Source organism: Vibrio hepatarius (genome assembly GCF_001274785.1).
GTDB lineage: Bacteria > Pseudomonadota > Gammaproteobacteria > Enterobacterales > Vibrionaceae > Vibrio > Vibrio hepatarius.
In genome coordinates, this window is sequence record NZ_LHPI01000001.1 from 842127 (window position 1) to 862902 (window position 20776).

Consider the following 20776-nt stretch of genomic DNA (forward strand, 5'->3'; position numbering starts at 1 on the left):
AGTCAGTCGAGTCGATGGATACTCAACATTAAATGCTGGAAAGAATGTGCCACTCTGACAAATTCAAAATCTATTCTCACACTTCAATCAATCTCATCCTGCTAGCTTTGTATCGCTACACCTTTGATGTAGCCAATTAGCCACAATAAGGATGAATAATGAAATCGAACATTACACTTCCATTGTTGAGTTTAAGCGCTATAGCGGCACTTAGCTCCTTCAATGCCAATGCTCATGGCTGGGTAGAGTTTCCGAATGCACGTCAAAACATCTGTTATCTGGATGGCGGCTTTTGGACAAACGAAATTCCCAATCAGGCATGCCAAGCCGCTTATGACGAGTCAGGTGCACACCCGTTTGTTCAGCGTTCTGAAATTTCAGCTAACGTTGCTAACTATCGCGATATTACCCACGTGCAAGCAGTAGTACGTGACGGTGAACTGTGTTCCGCTGGCGACGCGTCGAAAAGTGGTTTAAATATCCCATCGCCGCACTGGCAACGCACTAACGTCACGTTAGATGCTAACAATCAAATTGAACTGGCATTTTACGGTAAAGCACCTCACAGCCCTTCTTATTGGGAATTCTACTTAACCAAGCCAACTTATGATGCGACACAGCCTTTAACTTGGAACGACCTAGAACTGATCGATACTTCGGGTGATGTAATCATCGGTGAAGACAAACGCTACCGAATGAAAGTTACCTTCCCTGCCGATCGTAGCGGTGATGCGATTCTTTACACTCGCTGGCAACGTGTCGATGCTGGAGGTGAAGGATTCTACAACTGTAGCGACATCACTCTCGGTAGTACGGGCACAACGCCGACCGATCCGGTCGACCCAGTCGAGCCCGGCAACAACTTAACTTCTTTAGGTTATTTTGTGCCGCAAGGCTTTGGTCCTGTTGAATCTGGCGATACTGTTCGCTTTAGAACCTTTAACGCGACAGGTACAGAAGTTGTCGATATTTCGTTGGCGATCACCGCCAATAACACCGCGACTTGGGCAGGTGAAATTGCTGACCAATTTAACTCTCAACAAACTGGTGACTGGTACGTTGGTATTTGGCATCAAGAAATGAGTCACTACATGTTTGACTCAAACAACGTACACGCAAACCAAGTACTAGCGCCAAACGATACATACAGCTACGCGCTTTCGCTTATCAAAGCAGACGTTCCGCCACCAGTTGAACCGGATAATCTATGGCAACCGGACTCAATCTATAATCAGGGCGATGTTGTGACCCACAACGGACAACAATGGACGGCTCAGTGGTGGACGAGAGGCGACGAACCTGGCACGACTGGTCAATGGGGAGTATGGCGTTAACTCTCTAAAAATAATAAAAAAAGCCTCTCTCTGTTTTAAAGAGAGGCTTTTAAAATTGCCAAATATCTTTTGTCAGAAAGCACTTAAATTTAATCCAACACTCATTAAAAACTTTAAATCCCCTCAGTAATTATCTATTTGAAAAATAACGCTTCCTATCTTTGAAACTCAATAATTTCAAATACCACAAACAAACTGTAAGTTTCACTTATTTCTCAGATGATATAAAATTCACCCTAATATTGATTAGTTTTTACATTTTATGTTTAAACAAACATTTTAATTCAAAGACTTAAATGTAAGCACAATAAAAACTACTTAGTAGCTAGCAACCTATAAATGCAGCGTTGTGCATAGTGTTCGCTATGAAAATTGCCAGTTCATCTCAATTGATGGCACTTAGCTTCATTTCATAGCGTAATGTAGAATAAAACTAAGAAAGCCAAACATGAAATCGTTAACTGTACTGTTATTTGTAACGACGTTAGGTCTATCGTTACCTTGCTTTTCGCAAACGTCAAAAGCGAAAATCCAAAATAGCTATATTACTCAAACTATTGAAAACACTTATAAACAAGCTCAACTTGAAGGCGTGATTGATTTTCAATTATTCAGTGACGCTTATATTGCCTATAAAGAGACGCTAGACCGAAGAAAGTCATTATTAACCATCATCGATTACAGCAAACCGTCTACCGAGAAACGTTTTTATGTGGTTGATTTAAAAAAGAAGCAACTGGTATTTAATACCTATGTAGCGCACGGTGTTAATAGCGGAGAAACGGTCGCAAAACGCTTTTCTAATATTATCAACTCGCGTAAAACATCTTTAGGTACGTTTCTCACCGACACAACCTATTACGGCTCGAATGGGTATTCACTTCGCCTTGATGGGCTAACCAGTGGAGTCAACGACAAAGCTCGTGAGCGCTACATTGTTATTCACGGTGCGGACTACGCCAATGAGTCATTCATCAAGCAACATGGTTATTTAGGTCGCAGTTGGGGATGCCCTGCACTACCGACTAAGTTGTCACAAGAAATCATCGACACGATTAAAGGTGGTAGCGTGATCTACGCCAGCGCCTAAGCTTTTGCCAGTCAAATCGAAAACGGCTGATAGGAAACTATCAGCCGTTTTGTTTTACTCTACTTCAGAAAGTGGAATCGCATCTGACGTTGATTTCTTAAGTTTGATCGCAATGAACTTAGATGTCGGAGTAAAGGTTCTTTCACCATAACTATCGAGCGGAACCAATGGGTTAGTCTCTGGGTAGTATGCCGCAGCCTGCCCTTTCGGAATATCATAAGCCACAAGTGTGAAGCCTTTCACTTTGCGCTCAACGCCATCTTCCCACAAAGAAACCATGTCCACTTTATCGCCGGGCTTGAACCCTAGCTTGAGGATGTCGGCTTCGTTGATAAACAGAACTTCGCGCATTCCAAACACACCTCGGTAGCGGTCATTCAGGCCATACAACGTCGTATTGTATTGATCGTGTGAACGCATAGTCTGCAAGATCAAATCAGGCTTGTTACCGCTTTCCAATAGCGCTTCGCTGATTAGCTGCTTTGGTAGTTCACTTGAACTGAACTGAGCCTTGCCACTCACTGTGTTCCATTTTCTCTCCGCCGCCGGATTCACTAAGTGGAAACCACCGGGTTGTTCGAGTTTCTCATTAAAGCCTTTAAAGCCTGGGATCGTATCAGCAATCAGATTGCGAATACGGCTGTAGTCTTCTATCACCCAGTTCCAGTCAATTGGATGATGACCAAGTGTTGCGTTGGCAATACCTGCAATAATCGCGGGTTCCGAACGTAGCTGTTCTGAACGCGGCTTTAACTGACCATAAGAGATGTGAACCATGCTAAACGTATCTTCCACCGTTACGCCTTGTGGGCCATTGGCTTGTGTATCAATCTCTGTTCGACCAAGACACGGTAGAATCAGCGCATCTTTGCCTGTCACCAAGTGCGAGCGATTCAATTTGGTTGAAATGTGCACGGTTAAATCACAATTCTTCATCGCTTGGTGCGTACGTTCAGTATCTGGTGTTGCTTGAGCAAAGTTTCCGCCTAGGCCGATAAAGACTCTAGATTGTTTCTGTTCCATTGCCATGATCGCTTGAACCGTGTTATGGCCAACTTCGCGTGGTACTTTGAAGTTAAATTGGCGCTCGATACTATCAAGTAGCTGAGCAGATGGCTTTTCATCAATACCCATCGTACGGTCACCTTGCACATTGCTGTGACCACGTACTGGGGATAGCCCTGCCCCCGGCTTGCCAACGTTACCTCGTAACATCTGCACATTCGCCACCTCTTTAATGGTTTGCACTGAATGACGATGTTGGGTCAGTCCCATAGCCCAGCACATAATCACGCGCTCCGAGCGTCGGTACATGCTCGCCACCATTTCTATTTCACTCAGTTCAAGTCCAGATTGGTCAGCGATGTGCTCCCAAGACGTGGCGTCAATTTCTGCTAGATACTCATCAATGCCTGTGGTGTGTTGGCTAATAAACTCGCGGTCAAATACCGCTTTGCCGTTTGATGCCAGCGCCTCTCGTTCCCATTGCAACAAGAACTTGGCGATGCCTCGAAACACTGCCATATCACCACCCAACGCAGGTCTTAAGTAAGCAGTATTGGTCGGTTTTGAGCCATTACTAAGCATCTCAATTGGCACTTGCGGGTTTTGAAAGCGTTCTAATCCGCGTTCTTTAAGCGGATTCAAACAGATCACTTGCGCGCCACGTTTTACCGCTTCTCGCAACGGTTCCAGCATACGCGGATGGTTAGTTCCTGGGTTCTGACCAATCACGAAGATGGCGTCTGCCTTTTCAAAATCATCAAAGATCACCGTACCTTTGCCAACACCAATGGTATCTTTCATGCCGATGGCACTGGCTTCATGGCACATGTTTGAACAATCAGGGAAGTTGTTGGTACCAAACGCACGAACAAATAACTGATACAGGAACGCAGCTTCATTACTTGCACGGCCAGAGGTATAAAACTCGGCTTGATGAGGTGATTCCAGTTGCTTTAGGTGTTTTGCAACCAGCTCAAACGCTTCATTCCATTCGATAGGAACATAGTGGTCACTGGAAGCGTCATATTTCATTGGATGGGTAATGCGGCCTTGGTATTCAAGCCAGTAATCGGTTTGATTCAGCAAAGAGCTAACGCTGTGGTTGGCAAAAAATTCCGGATCAACAAAGCGATTCGTAGCTTCCCAGTTCACCGCTTTAGCGCCATTCTCACAGAAGTTTACTTTACCGCTTTCTGGCGACTCACCCCATGCACATCCGGGACAATCAAAACCACCATTTTGGTTGGTCTTAAGCATGGTGCGGATGTTCTTGACCGCATTTTCACTGCCCCACCAACTCTTAGTGACGGCTTTTAACGCTCCCCAACCACCAGCTGGGCCTTTGTACTGCTTGATTTGTTCTTTATGGCTCACGACTTTACTCCTCACGAACAGGAACAACAGCAAACAGGTGACCGGTGGTAACAGGCGCGTTATTAAATAATGCGGAAGTAGCGGAACGGTTATTTATAATTAAGAATTTTGCCTGTCTACTGTTTTGGATACTTGAGATAGATTGGCACACGTTGCGCCTTGATCTAAATCAAAGATTATGTGCATAAGCAGTATGCGTCCAATTGATATTGCCGAACGAGTGATAAACAAAATCTATGATGAAAATTCATCACTCGCATTTAAGTTGTCTTCAAATACCAGTGATAAACAAATACTATTGCCGCATTGCATTCATCGCCTACATCTCACTCTATTTTGAGATAAAACTCAGTAAATACGACACTCTCAGCAATAGATACCATCTATCACACTATAGATAGTTTATATTTGACCACTCTAAGCACTCAGCTTAACCTTGATTTAGATCAATTTTACTCAACACTTTGCTCTTGACTGAGAAAGTGAAAAATCGTTGCGCTGCACGGATCAAAGTAAATGAACCATCGAGTCATCAATTTCATCTATCTAAGCGCAACGTCGGTTTAAAGGTTTCTGTCAGCATTCATGGATATCAAACAGCTCAAATACCTCATTGCACTCGACCAAACCAAACATTTTGGTCAAGCGGCTGCATTGTGCCATATCACCCAACCGACTCTCTCTATGCGCATTAGACGCTTGGAAGAAGAATTGGATTTGGAACTGATTGCACGAAGCCAACGCTTTGAAGGATTTACTGAAGCCGGAGAGCGAATTCTCGCGTGGGCAAAAACGGTACTCGCCGCACACGACGGCTTGCACGCTGAAGCCGCAAACTGTCGTGGGCAACTCGTTGGGTCGCTGCGTATTGGTATGGTTCCACTGGCTAGTCAAAACCCCATGCAGTTGATTAAACCGCTAGCGGAGATGTTTCCCGAGCTGCGCTTTCAAGTCTTATCCATGACGTCAGAGCAGATCATAGACCAACTGAATCGTAATCAGTTGGATTTGGGTATGTGCTACGTCGACCAAGTCAATACGGCTTACTTTGACGTTATAGAAATGAATTCTACCGACTTAGGTGTGCTCTACGACCGTCGATTTTTTGATTTTGCCGAGCAAGAAGTACGGTGGGAATCACTTAGCAATATTCCTCTCGGACTGCTATCGAAAGGGATGCACTATCGCCATTCAATTGACTTGAGTTTTGGTAGTAAAGGGCTTGTGCCGCAAACCGTGATTGAAAGTAATTCGACATTCCATTTGATTCAAGCGGTCACGAGCGGTCTGTGCTGCGCCATTATGCCGCTGAATTCAGGGCTTGAAGAGTTAAACGAACAGCTGAGTATTGTGCCAATCGAAAAAGCGGTTGTGCACTCTCCGCTCGGTCTGTTGAAGCGTAAGCAAGAGCCTTATTCAGCAATGACTGATCAATGCTTCGCCGAAGCAAGAAACATATTTAATCAATAGTTTAACGTCACCTTCGCCAATCAAGAGCTTTAGGTAAATGAGGTAAATTCATGAGATGCACTGTTCAATTACATGATGATCTAGCGGATTTTAACCAAGCGCCTCCTTTGCCAAACGCGCTACGCTACAAAGAGTTGACTGGCGATTGCCACGTTCAAGACATGCCGCTAGCGAGTGAATCTGCGCTTGCCATCAGTTACAACGGTATTAGTCAGGCGGTGATGATGGTGACACCGGGCCACATGGAAGATTTTGTACGAGGATTCAGCCTAAGCACTGGCATCGTCAAAAGCTTTAGTGAAATACGCGATATTCAAATCAGCGGTGATGGAGAATCACATTACGCCGAGGTTGAAATCAGCAACCGTGCTTTTTGGCAGATGAAGACGCAAAGACGTAACCTTGCGGGCACAACTGGTTGTGGTATCTGTGGTGTTGAAGCGCTAGAGCAGGCTCTACCCGATCTAATGCCGCTTACGCCTTATCCTGCCCCCAACCCTTTGGTATTTGACGGGCTACGCGACAAAATCGCTATTCATCAACAAGCGGCTAAAACATCCGGAGCATTACACGCTGCGTTGTTCGCCAATGCAAAAGGTGAAATCGTCTTGTGCCGCGAAGACATCGGCCGACACAACGCTCTGGACAAACTGATCGGCGCGTTATCACTCAACGATATTGATACTAAAAGCGGTTTCGCAATCATGACCAGTCGCTGCAGTTTAGAGCTGATCCACAAAGCTGTCAGAGCAAAAGTCGCTACACTGGTTTGTTTATCTGCACCAACGTCCTTAACCGTTGAGTGGGCAAGAAGAAATCACCTTAACCTGATTCATTTACCTAAAAACGACTCACCTAGGCTGTATAGCCCAGCGCCGTAAATTCAAACGCCTCAGATAGCAAAAGAGAGACTTAGTAAGTCTCTCTTTTGTTTATCTAAATCACATCATGCCACGACTTTATTCGCGCGATATGTGTTGACGCCAAACATCACGATGATTGCGATAACAAATGGTAAAACGTATAAGTTCATCGCTTCCCAGCCTACTGTCGATTCGAGCCAGCCGGATAACAACGCGGTTACTGTGACGCAGCTAAAGACGAAGAACTCGTTGAATGCCTGTGCTTTGGCTTTATTTTGCGCTGCGTATGATTGACTAAACAAACCTGTCGCGGCGATAAACATGAAGTTCCAGCCAACGCCCAATAAGATCAAAGCCAAAGTGAAATGCCAAATTGACTGACCGTGGATGTTGATACCAATGCAAACCACGAACAGCAAGCCGCCTAGAAGGATCATTTGTCTCGGCCCAAAACGTTGGATCAGTTTACCGGTAAAAAATGCCGGGACGAACATACCAAGAACATGCCATTCAATCACGCCTGCGGCTTTTTCGAAATCGAAGCCGCAACCAATCATCGCAAGTGGTGTCGCAGTCATCAGAATATTCATCACCGCGTAAGAAACCATTGCGGCGCATACTGCCAACATAAAGTTGGGCGCGGAGATAATCTCAGCCAACTTATCTGCTTTAGGCGCATCTTGGTGTTTCACTGGCTCAGGGAAGTTGATGGTTTGAAGCAAAATCAGTGCAATGATGTTTAGCACGATCAACGCCATAAATCCGCCAACGTACAAACCATCTGGCGACCACTGTTGTGAATAAATTGCCAAGTTCGGCCCTAGCATTGCCGCCAATACGCCACCAGCCATAGAGATGGAAATAGCTTGATGGCGCGCATGTTCTTCACACACTTCTATCGCGGCAAACCGGTAGAGCGTACCAAAGCCAATGCCAACGCCAAGCAGCAAGGTTCCGACACAAAACAAACCAAACATTTCGTTCGACAAGCTATAGGTTGCAACGCTGGCTCCTGTAATACCGACTAGGTTACCGATGCTAAAACCTTTGCGTCGTCCTAAACGTCCCATGATCAGTGAGGCTGGAATCGTTGCTGCCATTAAACCCAAAAACTGCACCGCGACGGGTAAGGTAATCATGCTTTGATCGGGTGCTAGCTTTTTCCCGACCAAACCGATCACGGAAATTAATAAAATGTTCCCGGTCATCAACAATGCTTGGCATAACGACAGCAACCATACGTTTCGATTCATCGCAGCGCCTCATGCACAGCGGCTTCAACGTGCAGCTTAGTGGTATCAAAAAGCGGTACATTGGTGTCTTCTTGCTTGACCAACAAACCGATTTCCGTGCAACCCAGAATCACACCTTGCGCGCCGTTCTCAGACAACTCTTCGATGATCGATTGGTAATCGTTCCTTGAGCGGCTACTGATCTGCCCTTTACACAACTCATCATAGATAATGTCGTGCACCAACTTACGCTGCACACCATTAGGGACAATCACCTCAATGCCGAACTTGTCGGTTAGGCGCTGCTTATAAAATGCTTGTTCCATGGTAAACGCAGTACCTAGCAAACCGACTTTGGTAATGCCTTGCTTAACGAGCTGTGTACCGGTTGCGTCTGCAATATGAATAAGTGGCACATTGACCGCTTCTTCAACCTGACTCGCCACAATATGCATGGTGTTGGTTGCAATCAGAATGAAATCGGCACCTGCTCGCTCTAGTGACTGCGCGGCTTCACAGAGTATAGCCGCCGTTTTATCCCACTCACCACTGCGCTGCAATTGCTCTATTTCTGCAAAGTCCACACTATTGAGAATCAACTTTGCAGAGTGGAAACCTCCCTTCGCTTGGTTGACAGCTTTGTTTAACAGCTGATAGTAGCTCACTGTCGATTCCCAGCTCATCCCACCAATCACACCGATTGTTTTCATAACGATCCCTCACCAAAAAATTGAGTTACCAATTAATCAGATATATGCATAACATTCAAACGATATCGCCTCACTTTTTCTTTCGGCGAGATTATCGCTTAGGTCAAACAAAAAGCCCCAAACTCAGTTTGGGGCTTTGGCGTTTATCTTCTTAGTAAATCAATCTTCAACAACAGGTAACACTTGTTTGACGTATTCACCTGGTGCTACAGCGATAACAGGGAAGTCATCATTACCAATATTGTATGGCTCAACCTGTTCCTGCGGATTAAAGCCTAGCAACCATTGGTTCCAGTGCGTCCACCATGAACCTTCACTATGTTTGGCGTTAGACAACCATTCGTCTGCACTATCATCAAGTGAGTCATTCACCCAATAACCGTACTTCCCTTTAGCTGGATGGTTAACAATACCTGCAATGTGACCAGATTCACCCAGCACAAAGGTTTTGTTTCCACCGACCTGCAATGCGCCTCGGTATGTACCTTGCCATAGTGCAATGTGGTCTTCTTTGGTTGAAACAAAGTAACTTGGGATCTTAATCTTATTCAGATCAATCCACACGCCACCGATCTTCACACCTTTGTCTTCAACCAGCTTGTTCTCAAGGTATAGCTCACGCAACATAAAGTTATGGCATGCCGCCGATACATTAGTGCTGTCGCTATTCCAGTAGAGCAAATCGAAGTCTACCGGGCTATTACCCTTGAGATAGTTGTCGACATAGTAGTTCCAGTAAAGGCTGTTTTCTCTCAACAAGCTAAATGTGACGCTCAATGAACGCCCGTCCATGTAGCCTTTGAGATTATTTTGCAGCTCAATTGCACTGATGATGGTGTCATTGATATAGGCACCCACTTCGCCCGGTTGGGAGAAATCAAGCAGCGTGGTGAAGAAAGTGGCACTCTTTATACGCTTTTTCATTCGCTTGGCTGCGTAGTAAGCGATGGTGCTCGCTAGGACCGTACCACCAATACAATAACCCGCAGCATTGATCTGTTCTTGACCAGTGATCGACTCAATCGCTGAAACGGCTTTCACCACGCCTTCAGTAACGTAGTCACCAAACTCTACGTCACGCTGCTTCGCGCCAGGGTTGCGCCAAGACATCATAAATACTGGATGACCTTGTTCGAGCAACCAGCGAACCATTGAGTTCTTTTCACGCAGATCAAGAATGTAGTACTTGTTGATAAACGGCGGAACGATTAACAGAGGAACCGCGTTCACAGCCTCAGTGAGCGGACGATATTGAATCAGTTCGAATAACTCGTTCTGATACACCACATCACCCGCAGTATTCGCAATATCTTCACCAACACGGAATGCGTTGTTGTTCGTCATGCGAATTTTGAGAATGTCAGCACTTGATTCCAGATCGGCCTTAAGCTGATCTAAGCCAGCTAGCAAGTTCTCACCGTTTTGCTCCAACGTTAACTTCAGCAATTCCGGGTTGGTTGCGATGAAGTTACTTGGAGACAGAGCATTGATCGCCTGACGCGAGAAAAAGCTCAGGCGCTCTTTACTCTTTTCATCTAAACCTTCAATACTGTCGATCGTCTGCATGTAGGTTTTACTAAACAACAGGTAAGATTGTTTAATAAAGTTGTAGAAGACGTCTTGCTGCCATTCTTGATTGGAGAATCGTTTGTCACCACTTTCTGGTTCCACGACGGGTGCAGTATTACCAACCAGCGCAACGTTTTGCCAGATTTGCATCTGCTGTTGCCACCACTCGGCTTGAATTTGCAATAGTGTCGCAGGTTGATTTGCGGCACTTTCGAATAGCTTAGCCGTATCTTCAAAGTTGACTTCTTGCATCGCTTTGTTCAGCGGTGAATTGACGGCTGCCCTGCTTTTCTCAAGTTCAGCCCACCACTGTTGATTGGTTTCTTGGAGCTTTACAAGGTAGTCCGAAAAGAAGTTTTGATACATAGCATTACTCCTAAAATCGGAAAAAAAGCCGCCTTGCGGCGGCAGTAAACACAGTGTTATGCGGGAGTCACTGTCTTAAGGTTTTCCGTAGTGAGTTGCTCTACATCGTCTTTGAATTCTTTAGCAATCGATTGAAGCTTGTTGCTGTCGTCCAACATTTGCTGAGACAACTTAGTCAAAACACCCAGTTGCTGGCTGTTGAATGCAGTAAGTGTAGTCACATCTTTGATTTCACTTGCTGCTTTCATCTGAGTTAAACCCATTTCGCTGTAAGTACGAATAGCGTTTAGCTGAAGCTCAGTCAGCACTTCAACGTTTTTCGTTACTAGCTTGTTGAACTTTAGGTACGGTTCTAGGTTCTTTTCAGTTTGGTCAGTGAATGTTTTGAAAAAATCGGTATACATGAGTATTACTCCTAAGTTAATTCCATTTAAATTACAATGCGTTAGCAACAGTGCTAAGCGATTGATTTAATGACAACAGCTGTGCCCATTCCACCACCCACACAAAGCGATGCTACGCCATATTGGCCATTGCTTCGGTTAAGTTCGTGAATAAGTGAAACTAAAATTCGGTTACCGGATGCACCTAGTGGATGACCTAACGCAATAGCGCCACCATTGACGTTGGCTTTATCCAAGATTGAAGAAACCGGTACATTATGTTCGTCTGCTAGGCAGTGAATAACTCCTAAAGCTTGAGCAGCAAATGCTTCATTTAGCTCATAGACGTCAATATCGCTAGTTGCTAACTCGGCTTTGTCCAAAGCGCGTGTTACCGCTTCAACAGGGCCTAATCCCATGACTTTAGGATCCAAACCTGATTGCGCATAACTGATAATTTCAGCAATTGGTGTTAATCCGTACTGCTCTACCGCAGACTCGCTCGCTACGACAATGGCACTCGCGCCGTCATTGATACCAGAGGCGTTTCCTGCTGTAACAGTTCCTTCACGGTCAAAAGCTGGGCGCAGTTTCTGCAGCGCACTTAAGGTAGCGTTCGCTTTTGGGTATTCGTCGGTATCAAAAACAATTGTCTCTTTGCGCTTTTTCACCTCGACAGGAACAATTTCTTGTTCGAACTTACCAGCTTCGATAGCGGCTACCGCTTTCATCTGGCTTGCCAGTGCGTAGTCGTCTTGCTGTTCGCGTGAAATACCCACTTCACGAGCGACATTTTCCGCCGTCACACCCATGTGATATTGGTTAAACACATCGGTTAGGCCGTCGTTGATCAGCAGATCTGTTAGATTCATGTTGCCCATTTTGTGGCCGTCACGAATAGCGCTAGAAACCGTGAATGGAATCTGCGACATCACTTCGACACCCGCTGCAACAACCACTGACGCATCACCAGAACGGATATGACTGACCGCATCCATCACGGTTTTCATCCCGCTGCCACACACCATATTTAGCGTATAAGCAGGGACACTTTCTGGTACGCCAGCAAAGATAGCCGCTTGACGACCAATCCCCATCCCTTGCGCGGCACCAACAACGTTACCAACGATCACTTCGTCAATAAGTTCTGGCTTTACCCCGCTTTGTTCTAGTGCTGCTTTGATAGCAACTGCGCCTAGTTCACCCGCAGAGATGTCTTTTAACGAGCCGCCGAATGCACCGATTGGCGTGCGTTTAGCCGCAACTATGTATACTTTTTCCATGGTTCAAATCCTTAATGCATGTATAAGCCGCCGTTAACCGACAGCGTTTCACCGGTGATGTACGCGCCTGCTTCACTCACCAAGAATGAAACTGACTTAGCAATTTCTTCTGGTGTCGCAAGACGCTTCATAGGGATTTGAGCTTTAATGGATTCGAGAACTTCCGGTTTCATCTGCTCAACCATCGGCGTGCCTGTGTAACCCGGTGCAACAACGTTAACCGTTACACCGCTACGCGCACCTTCCGCTGCTAGCGCTTTTGAGAAACCGATCATGCCAGCTTTAGCAGCAGAGTAATTTGTCTGACCAAACTGACCTTTCAACCCGTTGACGGATGAAATGTTGACGATGCGCCCGCCACCTTTTTCGCACATTGCGGCGAAAAGCGGTTGAGTCACATTGAAAAGGCTATTTAGATTGGTTTCGATGACGTCTTTCCACGCTTGAGGTGTCATCTTTTTGAATACGCCGTCACGAGTTATACCAGCGTTGTTAACCACTACGTCGATCGTACCTTCATCCTTCAATAACTGTTCCAAACGCTGAGCACATTGCTCGGTATCAGTTACGTCTAGCTCAAACAGTCTAACTTGCTCTTCTGTAAAGCCTTTTTCGTTAAACCAATCTAAAGCACATTGAAGGTTACCCGTGTAGTAAGTAGCGATAACGCGATAGCCATCGGCCACTAATTGAGAAGAGATTGCAGAACCAATTCCGCCTTTTGATCCCGTGATCAAAGCGAGCTTTTTCATTAATAGACTCCATTCTAACAGCAATTATTAATTTAAGTTTAAATGTCTGAATTAATAATAACGCAGACAAATTTTATTAAAATTTTTATGCTTGGGGCATCTACCCTTGCCTTAATTAATAAAGCTAAACTCTATTTGTTACAGTTCAAATACTATTTCAACTTAAATACATAATGTTGAACAAAGTCTCATATAGAATGAAATGTTATTCAGTTGTTAATCACTCTTAAGCTATTGTATTACTTACCAAACAACAGAGAGAGAGCCTAACCAATAAACGGCAACATACTGATTTAACTGAATTTCAACTGATTTTCATTGTTTTCATGATACTTAACCGGTTTTCATACGGAAAGTTTTAATAATTATTTAACATTTAGTTGAGATGATAAAATCGTATTGTTCTATTAATACTTTTGTATATTCATCATTAAGAAAATATGTGTGTCACTGGGTATTTAAAGACAACCAACTTAAATTTAAGCAAATTATTTAACTTTATAGATATAGACAAAAGTATAATATATACAATCTTAATATAAATATTTAAACCTAGGGTTATGGACATATCCAAAACATTAAACAGAATTTTTTACCAGAAACCTCAAACACTGTTCGGTAAACAGATGTTTTGCAGTGTTTACTGCTTTTCTTATTCACGACCTCAGATTTATCTGATTTTATCTGTTGGATTCGTCGCTTACTGATTGAGAAATTTGTTTCATCAATGGTTTTATTGCTCGAAAATCGGAAGCAAACACACTGACTGACTTAGCCAAATAGACAACACTTTAGCGATGTCTACCTACAGAGATTGCCGTTAGATGCAAATATTCTTGAATCGACTGAGCAATGCTGAGAAACGGCAATCAAACTGAAACACGTTAATTCCCTACTTTTTGTACTTCTACATCACAATCTGGTTAAATCATCGACGACATCAATGTTTATTTACCGCATGGGCAGTAAAAACTTTGGTATGCTAGCTTTATTGCCAACGATAAAGATGAAACTTTCGTTTATATCTGGTAGAAATACCGCGGTCGCGAGTAATTGATAGAAAAAATGATAGAAAAGAAACAAGGTCGTCGCAGCGCAAAAAGCGCTGAGCAGACAAAATGCGAGATAATGCGTGTTGCAACCGAGCTCTTTTGTGAGCTGGGCTATGAGCGCGTATCTCTTCGTAACATCAGTGATAAAGTCGGTGTATCACATAGCCTACTCAGACACCATTTCGGTAGCAAAGAGAAAATCTGGCACGCCATCAGTGATGGTTTACATAAATACATGGCAGGATACCTTCTCACTGTTATAGAGCGCATCCCGGCCGATTCCCCTGCAAACGTTAAGTTGTACATATTTGCTGTTCGCCTTCTCGCACACATGCTCACTTATAAACAGCCTATTCAACTTATCGCTGACGCAGTTCGTCAAGAAGATGCTCTATTTGACTATTTCATTGATAATACAGGTGAAATAGAACACATCATTAATGGCATTGCAGACGAGTACAACACTGCGAACCCGCAAACACCAGTGAATGTATGGGAAATTAAATGGCAAATGATGATGTTTGCCCACGGCGCAGCTAGCCTAACACCATTTATGATTGAAACGTGGAAAGATATCACCACCGATCATGAAGAGTGCTTACTGAAGCACTGGGGCATCTTCAACCGTATCATGGCTTTTAGATTCAATATCCCGCAAGAAGAAGTTTTACAACCAAGCAAAGTCTCTGATCTGGTGTACGCCTATGAGTATGAACCAGAAATTGATACAGAGTGCGGTGAATGCGATCACAATTGATCGGTTAATACACTAAATTGCACTTGGACGAAAAGCAGCACTGGATTACAGCGCTGCTTTTTTAATTTGCTCAAATGTAGGCTTACTCGCTAGTTCATCTGGAGTGATGCTATCGAGTACTCGTCTAAATGGTGATTGTTCGAGAAACGCCGCTGTGTTTTCTCCAGCATGCAACTGAAACGCCTCACTATGCCTAAACGCGACATAGTCGAGTGCGGCATGCAGATACAAAATCGCAAGGTTTGGTTTTGTCGCTACAGGCTTGAGCTCATGCTTAAGTTGACTCTCTAATCGTTGCAAGCATTCGCCCACACCATTGCGGCCACGTACAATCATTTCATTGTCACCATCTGTAAATCGACCTAATGCAACGGTTCTAAAACCCACTTCCATCAATGTTTTTGCGATGCCTAATACTTGGACTTCGCGAGCGTCCGTATAGTCGATATCGTTTAGATCAACCGGCTTGAAACGGTTGATGAGATGCTGACAAATGCACAGGCTCTCAACCAGAGGTATACCGTCTGACAATTCCAAAGCTGGAATAATGGAGAATGGATTCACACGTGTTAGATTTTGTGGTGACTGCCATGGGTCCACCCAAACCAACTCAATAGACAGATCTTCAACTAGGCTGGCGGCAGCGAGTACAACTCGAGAAAATGGTGAAGTATCGTTGAGGTATAGTTTCATTATCAATCCTTTGTTTGTAATGCATCGCCTTCGGGAAACGGTTCTCTAATCGGTGTCGGCGAAATCGCGATAAGGCACGCCGAGATCATAAGAACACCCGCACTGGTTGAGAACAGCACATTGTACGAACTCAGCGTGGGTGCAAGATACGCCATTAAATAACCAACGATCCCCTGAGACAAAGCAAATGCCATGGTCATCATCCCCCACGCCTTAGTATGTAATTCATAACCGACGGATTCGAGGGTATAAATAGAAACCAAAGAGACAGTACCTGGGGTAAAAATCCCGACCAGTAAAGCAGAGACAAATAGCGCGGTTGGATGCTGGCTAATCACAGGCAGAGCAACGCCGGCAGACTTACACATGAAAGAGACTACCAGTGAGCGCCTTACGCCGAACTTGTCTCCCATTACGCCAGCTAACAATGGACCTATCATCGCACCAAAGCCAAAGCTCGCCCAAAGAAGCCCACCGGTAAAGAAAGGCATTTCAAGTTCTCTGACGACGTAGTCTACCCAAAACATGGTGTGTGGCAGATAGCCAATCGCATCTAGGCTGTAGGCAATCAAAATAAGGATGACGGTAATGCGCTGGACGTTGGATAAATTGGCGAAAGAAGCATTAACGACACCCGCTGCTTGTTGCTCAGACTGAGTAGACCACGCATTCCAGGTTAAGAAAGTCGTAATCAGCGCCACTACGCCCATGCCCAACCATGCGGAAACAATGCTGTGGTAAATCAACAAAGGAACGAGTGTGCCAGACAACAATGCGCCAAGCCCAATGCCGGAAAAGATAATCCCACTGATACGCGCACGGATCGCTGGGGTGTGCATGCGAACCACGATCGGCGGCGCCAGTATAATCAGCATTGCACCCGCAATACCTGCTAGTGTTCGCAGCATGTAATACCAAGCTATAGGGGCATTCTCTATTGCGCAGCCCAAATAGGTAAAACTACTGACTAACATCGCGGCTTTTATCAGCACGCCAATCGAGAAACGCTTAGTTAGCAAGCCTATCGCAGGCGCACCAAAGATGTAACCAATTAGCGTCGCGGCCCCAAGGTACGATGCTTGGCTTTCATCAAACCAACCTGCTTGAATTAACGCTGGCATCAACGCAATGTAGGCGAAACGACCAATCCCATTACCGATTAAGGTGGCACCTAATCCGGCCAAACTGTATCGATTAAAAACCTGTTGATTCTGCATTCGAGTCGTCTCAGTCGTGGCTAAGCCAAAGGACTCAAAGGCTACCACGATAAGCAACTAATGGCACTTGAACTTTAGTCTTGAGAATATAAGCACTTGAGTGAATACATTGAGTATGATGTCAGTATTGTGCCGGCCGACAATTCGCACTGATTTAACACTCACCCGCCAATGTAAACAAAAATTGCAACGCTACAATCTACCGTTCAAGATTAACTTCCTCAATTTCTTACAGTTATCACAGGCGTCCTCAAAATCGCTTTTAAATAGATAAAGGAAAATTCAAATTAAATCAAAGCATTACCGTTTACGATACACATACCAAAGCAGTTCAACAATTTGCTTACTTAAGCTCTGTAAGCTGCGCGGTGTTGCTTTCGCAAAGTTAATACAAGTTGAAAAAAACCGATATAAAGTCATTTGTCCGGTTATTGAATACAACGTATTGATTAGTGTGTAGTTTGGTTAGGCTTCCCTTTCGTCACCAACCTAATAACACCTCTTATTATTAACACCTTTGTTACTTGTCTCACTTCTTAGACTCTTTTTTCGCTTTGGCTTGTCTACTTTAAAGAGGTATCCAAGGGAAATGTACAACGAAAGTATGTTGTACAGAGAGCCGATAGAGAGGTCTCCGCACAAGGATGAGCAAACGTATGACGTTTTAATACAATGGTTCATGCGCAGTCCTTTGCACGCCTAAAAATCGACTTTCACCACGGAAATTCTAGTGAGTTGACACACTGAACGTGTGGGGGTTCTTATCATGATGCTACCAGTTATCTTAGCAGGCGGTTCTGGCACTCGACTTTGGCCACTTTCTCGTTCGCATTATCCAAAACAATTTCTGCGTCTTACCGAAGACCAAACCATGTTGCAAGCCACTGCGGCGCGTTTGAAAGGGATGGACGTTCAACACCCAATCACCATATGCAGTGAAGCAAACCGATTTTTCGTCGCGGAACAGTTACGCAAAAATGACCAACTTGGTCCAATCATTCTCGAACCTGTTGCACGCAACACAGCGCCAGCCATAGCGCTGGCAGCCTTTGCGGCAATGGAAGACGAGCAAGACCCATTGCTATTAGTTTTGGCAGCGGACCACATCATTCAAGACATTGCTCAGTTCCAGCAAACCCTCACCAGTGCGATTCCAAGCGCGGAGAAAGGTAAAATGGTCACTTTTGGTATAGTGCCAACCTGCCCGCATACAGGTTACGGTTACATCCAACAAGGTGATGAACTCAATGGTGGTTATGGTTTTGAGGTGAATCAGTATGTCGAGAAACCTGATTTAGAAACCGCTCAAGATTACTTAAAAACCGGTGGTTATCTTTGGAACAGCGGCATGTTTTTGTTCAAAGCAAGTCGCTACCTACAAGAGCTTGAGCTGCTACGCCCTGATATTTTTGAAGCCACCAAAGCCGCCTATGAAGGCCACACCACCGACTTAGGCTTTACACGAATCAGTGAAGCGTTGTTTGCACTTTGCCCAGATGAGTCCGTCGACTATGCCGTGATGGAACATACCAAAGATGCAGTGGTGTTCCCCCTCGATGCAGGCTGGAGTGACATTGGGAGTTGGTCTGCGCTTTGGGAAGTACAGAACAAAGACATTCACGGCAATGCCTTCATTGGCGACGCACTTATCCATGACAGCCACAATTGTCTGGTGCATAGCCAACACCGCCTCATCGCAACTATTGGATTAGAAGACATCGTTGTGGTTGATACCAAAGACGCAGTCCTTGTTGCCCATAAAGACAAAGTTCAAGACGTCAAAGATATCGTTAGTGAGTTAAAAACCTGCGGTCGCACCGAGTTTGAGGACCATCGTCAAATCTATCGACCTTGGGGTAATTACGACTCCATCGACCATGGTGAACGCTACCAAGTTAAACACATTACGGTTAAACCCGGCGAGAAACTGTCGGTTCAAATGCACCACCATCGCGCCGAGCACTGGGTCATCGTTTCTGGTACCGCAAAAGTCACCATTGGCGATCAGGAAATGCTGCTCTACGAAAACCAGTCGTCTTACATTCCTTTAGGCGTAGTTCATGCACTTGAGAATCCAGGCAAGATCCCTTTAGAGCTGATTGAAATTCAGTCAGGGCCTTACCTTGGCGAAGATGACATTGTCCGTTTTGAAGATAGATACGGCCGGAGTTAATTATGTCTGAAAAACTAACCTGCTTTAAGGCTTACGATATCAGGGGCAAACTAGGTACGGAGTTAAACGCCGATATTGCTTATCGAATTGGTCGAGCATACGGTGATTTTCTCAAACCCAAGAGCGTGGTCGTGGGTGGCGACGTTCGTCTGACTTCTGAAGAACTCAAGCTCGCGGTTGCCGATGGGTTGATGGATGCCGGTGTAGACGTGATCGACATCGGCATGACGGGTACTGAAGAGATTTACTTCGCGACCTCTTACCTAGACGTTGACGGAGGTATTGAAGTCACTGCCAGTCACAACCCGATTGATTACAACGGTATGAAGCTCGTCAAAGCCGGCAGCCAGCCCATCTCTGGTGACACCGGATTGAAGATGATTCAACAACTCGCAGAAGCCAACGACTTCCCACATTCGACGCACCGCGGCAAGTTGAAATGCCAAAATACTTTGGCCGCATATGTCTGCCATCTTTTGAGCGACTACATCAACATCCAAAACCTCAAACCATTAAAGCTGGTCGTGAATGCGGGCAATGGCGCAGCTGGGCACGTCATCGACGCCATAGAAGAACGCTTCAAAGCCAAACATATACCTATCGACTTCGTCAAAATACACCATGAAGCGGATGGGACATTTCCTAACGGTATTCCTAACCCACTGCTACCAGAACGACGAGCGGAAACCTCCAACGCGGTACTGGATAGCCACGCCGATATGGGGATTGCTTGGGATGGCGACTTTGACCGCTGCTTCTTATTTGATGAAAAAGGCAGCTTTATCGAAGGTTACTACATCGTCGGATTACTTGGTGAAGCCTTCCTACAAAGGAACCCGGGCGGGAAAATCATCCACGACCCACGTTTAACTTGGAACACCATCGATGTCGTCAAAGCGAACGGAGGTCAGCCAATTCAAACCAAAACCGGCCACGCGTTTATCAAAGAACGGATGCGCAGTGAAGATGCAGTATATGGCGGCGAAATGAGCGCCCACCATTACTTTCGTGACTTCGCATACTGCGACAGCGGCATGATTCCGTGGCTTCTCGTCGCAGAGCTGCTGTCACTGAGAGGCAAGCCGCTATCAACGCTAGTGGCAGATAGAATTACTGCTTACCCATCTTCAGGTGAGATCAACAGCAAACTGGAAGACCCAGAAGCTGCAATACAGCGCGTCTTGGACAGATACAAAGAGGAAGCTTTAGAAGATGATTACACCGATGGAATCAGCCTAACGTTTGACGGCTGGCGCTTTAACCTGCGTACGTCAAACACCGAACCGGTCGTTCGATTGAACGTTGAATCCAGAGGTGACCCACTATTAATGCAGGAAAAAACAGCGGAAGTGATGGCACTTTTACTTAATGAGTAATGGGTTCATAAAGACACATCAGCTCATGGAAAATCAGTTACACATGAGCTGAGCGCAGTGCTTATCAGGCCAAAACA

At 45.1% G+C, this 20776-nt stretch carries 16 protein-coding genes; 7 read left to right on the forward strand and 9 right to left on the reverse strand.

Features of this window, described 5'->3' with window-relative positions; all coding sequences use genetic code 11:
* The first annotated feature begins 158 nt into the window (after positions 1 to 158).
* Positions 159 to 1334 (forward strand): lytic polysaccharide monooxygenase, encoded by a 1176-nt coding sequence (locus AKJ31_RS03780; protein ID WP_053407742.1) that lies wholly within the window; start codon positions 159 to 161, stop codon positions 1332 to 1334.
* Positions 1335 to 1782: 448 nt separating this feature from the next.
* The gene (locus AKJ31_RS03785) at positions 1783 to 2424 is read left to right on the forward strand and encodes a murein L,D-transpeptidase catalytic domain family protein (protein WP_053407743.1); all 642 of its coding nucleotides are present in this window, start codon (positions 1783 to 1785) and stop codon (positions 2422 to 2424) included.
* 54 nt (positions 2425 to 2478) lie between these two features.
* Here AKJ31_RS03785 and AKJ31_RS03790 read toward each other — a convergent pair whose 3' ends face one another.
* Entirely contained in the window at positions 2479 to 4803 is a 2325-nt protein-coding gene (locus AKJ31_RS03790) for an FdhF/YdeP family oxidoreductase (protein WP_053407744.1), read from the reverse strand.
* Between the two features lie 585 nt (positions 4804 to 5388).
* On the opposite strand from AKJ31_RS03790, the gene AKJ31_RS03795 reads away from it, so the two are divergent.
* Both AKJ31_RS03795 and fdhD read left to right on the forward strand, forming a co-directional pair.
* Positions 5389 to 6273, forward strand: coding sequence for a LysR family global transcriptional regulator AcsS (locus AKJ31_RS03795; protein ID WP_053407745.1), 885 nt, complete (start codon positions 5389 to 5391; stop codon positions 6271 to 6273).
* 50 nt (positions 6274 to 6323) lie between these two features.
* Positions 6324 to 7154, forward strand: a complete 831-nt coding sequence (gene fdhD, locus AKJ31_RS03800; RefSeq protein WP_053407746.1) for a formate dehydrogenase accessory sulfurtransferase FdhD — start codon at positions 6324 to 6326, stop codon at positions 7152 to 7154.
* 65 nt (positions 7155 to 7219) lie between these two features.
* Here fdhD and AKJ31_RS03805 read toward each other — a convergent pair whose 3' ends face one another.
* The 6 genes from AKJ31_RS03805 to AKJ31_RS03830 all read right to left on the reverse strand — a co-directional run bounded on the left by AKJ31_RS03805 (position 7220) and on the right by AKJ31_RS03830 (position 13431).
* Complete coding sequence (locus tag AKJ31_RS03805; protein ID WP_053407747.1) at positions 7220 to 8389, reverse strand: MFS transporter; 1170 nt, start codon at positions 8387 to 8389, stop codon at positions 7220 to 7222.
* Positions 8386 to 9078, reverse strand: coding sequence for an aspartate/glutamate racemase family protein (locus tag AKJ31_RS03810; protein WP_053407748.1), 693 nt, complete (start codon positions 9076 to 9078; stop codon positions 8386 to 8388). Before AKJ31_RS03810 ends, AKJ31_RS03805 begins: the two co-directional genes overlap by 4 nt.
* A gap of 159 nt (positions 9079 to 9237) precedes the next feature.
* Complete coding sequence (gene phaC, locus AKJ31_RS03815) at positions 9238 to 11013, reverse strand: class I poly(R)-hydroxyalkanoic acid synthase (RefSeq protein WP_053407749.1); 1776 nt, start codon at positions 11011 to 11013, stop codon at positions 9238 to 9240.
* A 56-nt stretch (positions 11014 to 11069) separates the two neighbouring features.
* Positions 11070 to 11417, reverse strand: a complete 348-nt coding sequence (locus tag AKJ31_RS03820; RefSeq protein ID WP_053407750.1) for a phasin family protein — start codon at positions 11415 to 11417, stop codon at positions 11070 to 11072.
* Positions 11418 to 11470: 53 nt separating this feature from the next.
* Positions 11471 to 12679, reverse strand: coding sequence for an acetyl-CoA C-acetyltransferase (locus tag AKJ31_RS03825; protein ID WP_053407751.1), 1209 nt, complete (start codon positions 12677 to 12679; stop codon positions 11471 to 11473).
* Positions 12680 to 12690: 11 nt separating this feature from the next.
* Positions 12691 to 13431, reverse strand: a complete 741-nt coding sequence (locus AKJ31_RS03830) for an SDR family oxidoreductase (RefSeq protein ID WP_053407752.1) — start codon at positions 13429 to 13431, stop codon at positions 12691 to 12693.
* A 1065-nt stretch (positions 13432 to 14496) separates the two neighbouring features.
* Between AKJ31_RS03830 and AKJ31_RS03835 the strand changes: the two genes are divergently transcribed.
* Positions 14497 to 15240 carry a TetR/AcrR family transcriptional regulator gene (locus tag AKJ31_RS03835; protein ID WP_053407753.1) on the forward strand — a complete coding sequence of 248 codons (744 nt, stop codon included), beginning with the start codon at positions 14497 to 14499 and terminating at the stop codon, positions 15238 to 15240.
* A 45-nt stretch (positions 15241 to 15285) separates the two neighbouring features.
* Here AKJ31_RS03835 and AKJ31_RS03840 read toward each other — a convergent pair whose 3' ends face one another.
* Positions 15286 to 15933: a glutathione S-transferase N-terminal domain-containing protein gene (locus tag AKJ31_RS03840; RefSeq protein ID WP_053407754.1), complete on the reverse strand. Its 648-nt coding sequence runs from the start codon at positions 15931 to 15933 to the stop codon at positions 15286 to 15288.
* A gap of 2 nt (positions 15934 to 15935) precedes the next feature.
* Positions 15936 to 17150, reverse strand: coding sequence for a YbfB/YjiJ family MFS transporter (locus AKJ31_RS03845; protein ID WP_053407755.1), 1215 nt, complete (start codon positions 17148 to 17150; stop codon positions 15936 to 15938).
* Between the two features lie 766 nt (positions 17151 to 17916).
* Between AKJ31_RS03845 and AKJ31_RS03850 the strand changes: the two genes are divergently transcribed.
* A complete protein-coding gene (locus tag AKJ31_RS03850; RefSeq protein ID WP_053407756.1) occupies positions 17917 to 19323 on the forward strand; it encodes a mannose-1-phosphate guanylyltransferase/mannose-6-phosphate isomerase in 1407 nt (468 codons plus the stop codon).
* A 2-nt stretch (positions 19324 to 19325) separates the two neighbouring features.
* A complete protein-coding gene (locus AKJ31_RS03855) occupies positions 19326 to 20699 on the forward strand; it encodes a phosphohexomutase domain-containing protein (protein ID WP_053407757.1) in 1374 nt (457 codons plus the stop codon).
* Positions 20700 to 20776: the final 77 nt, after the last annotated feature.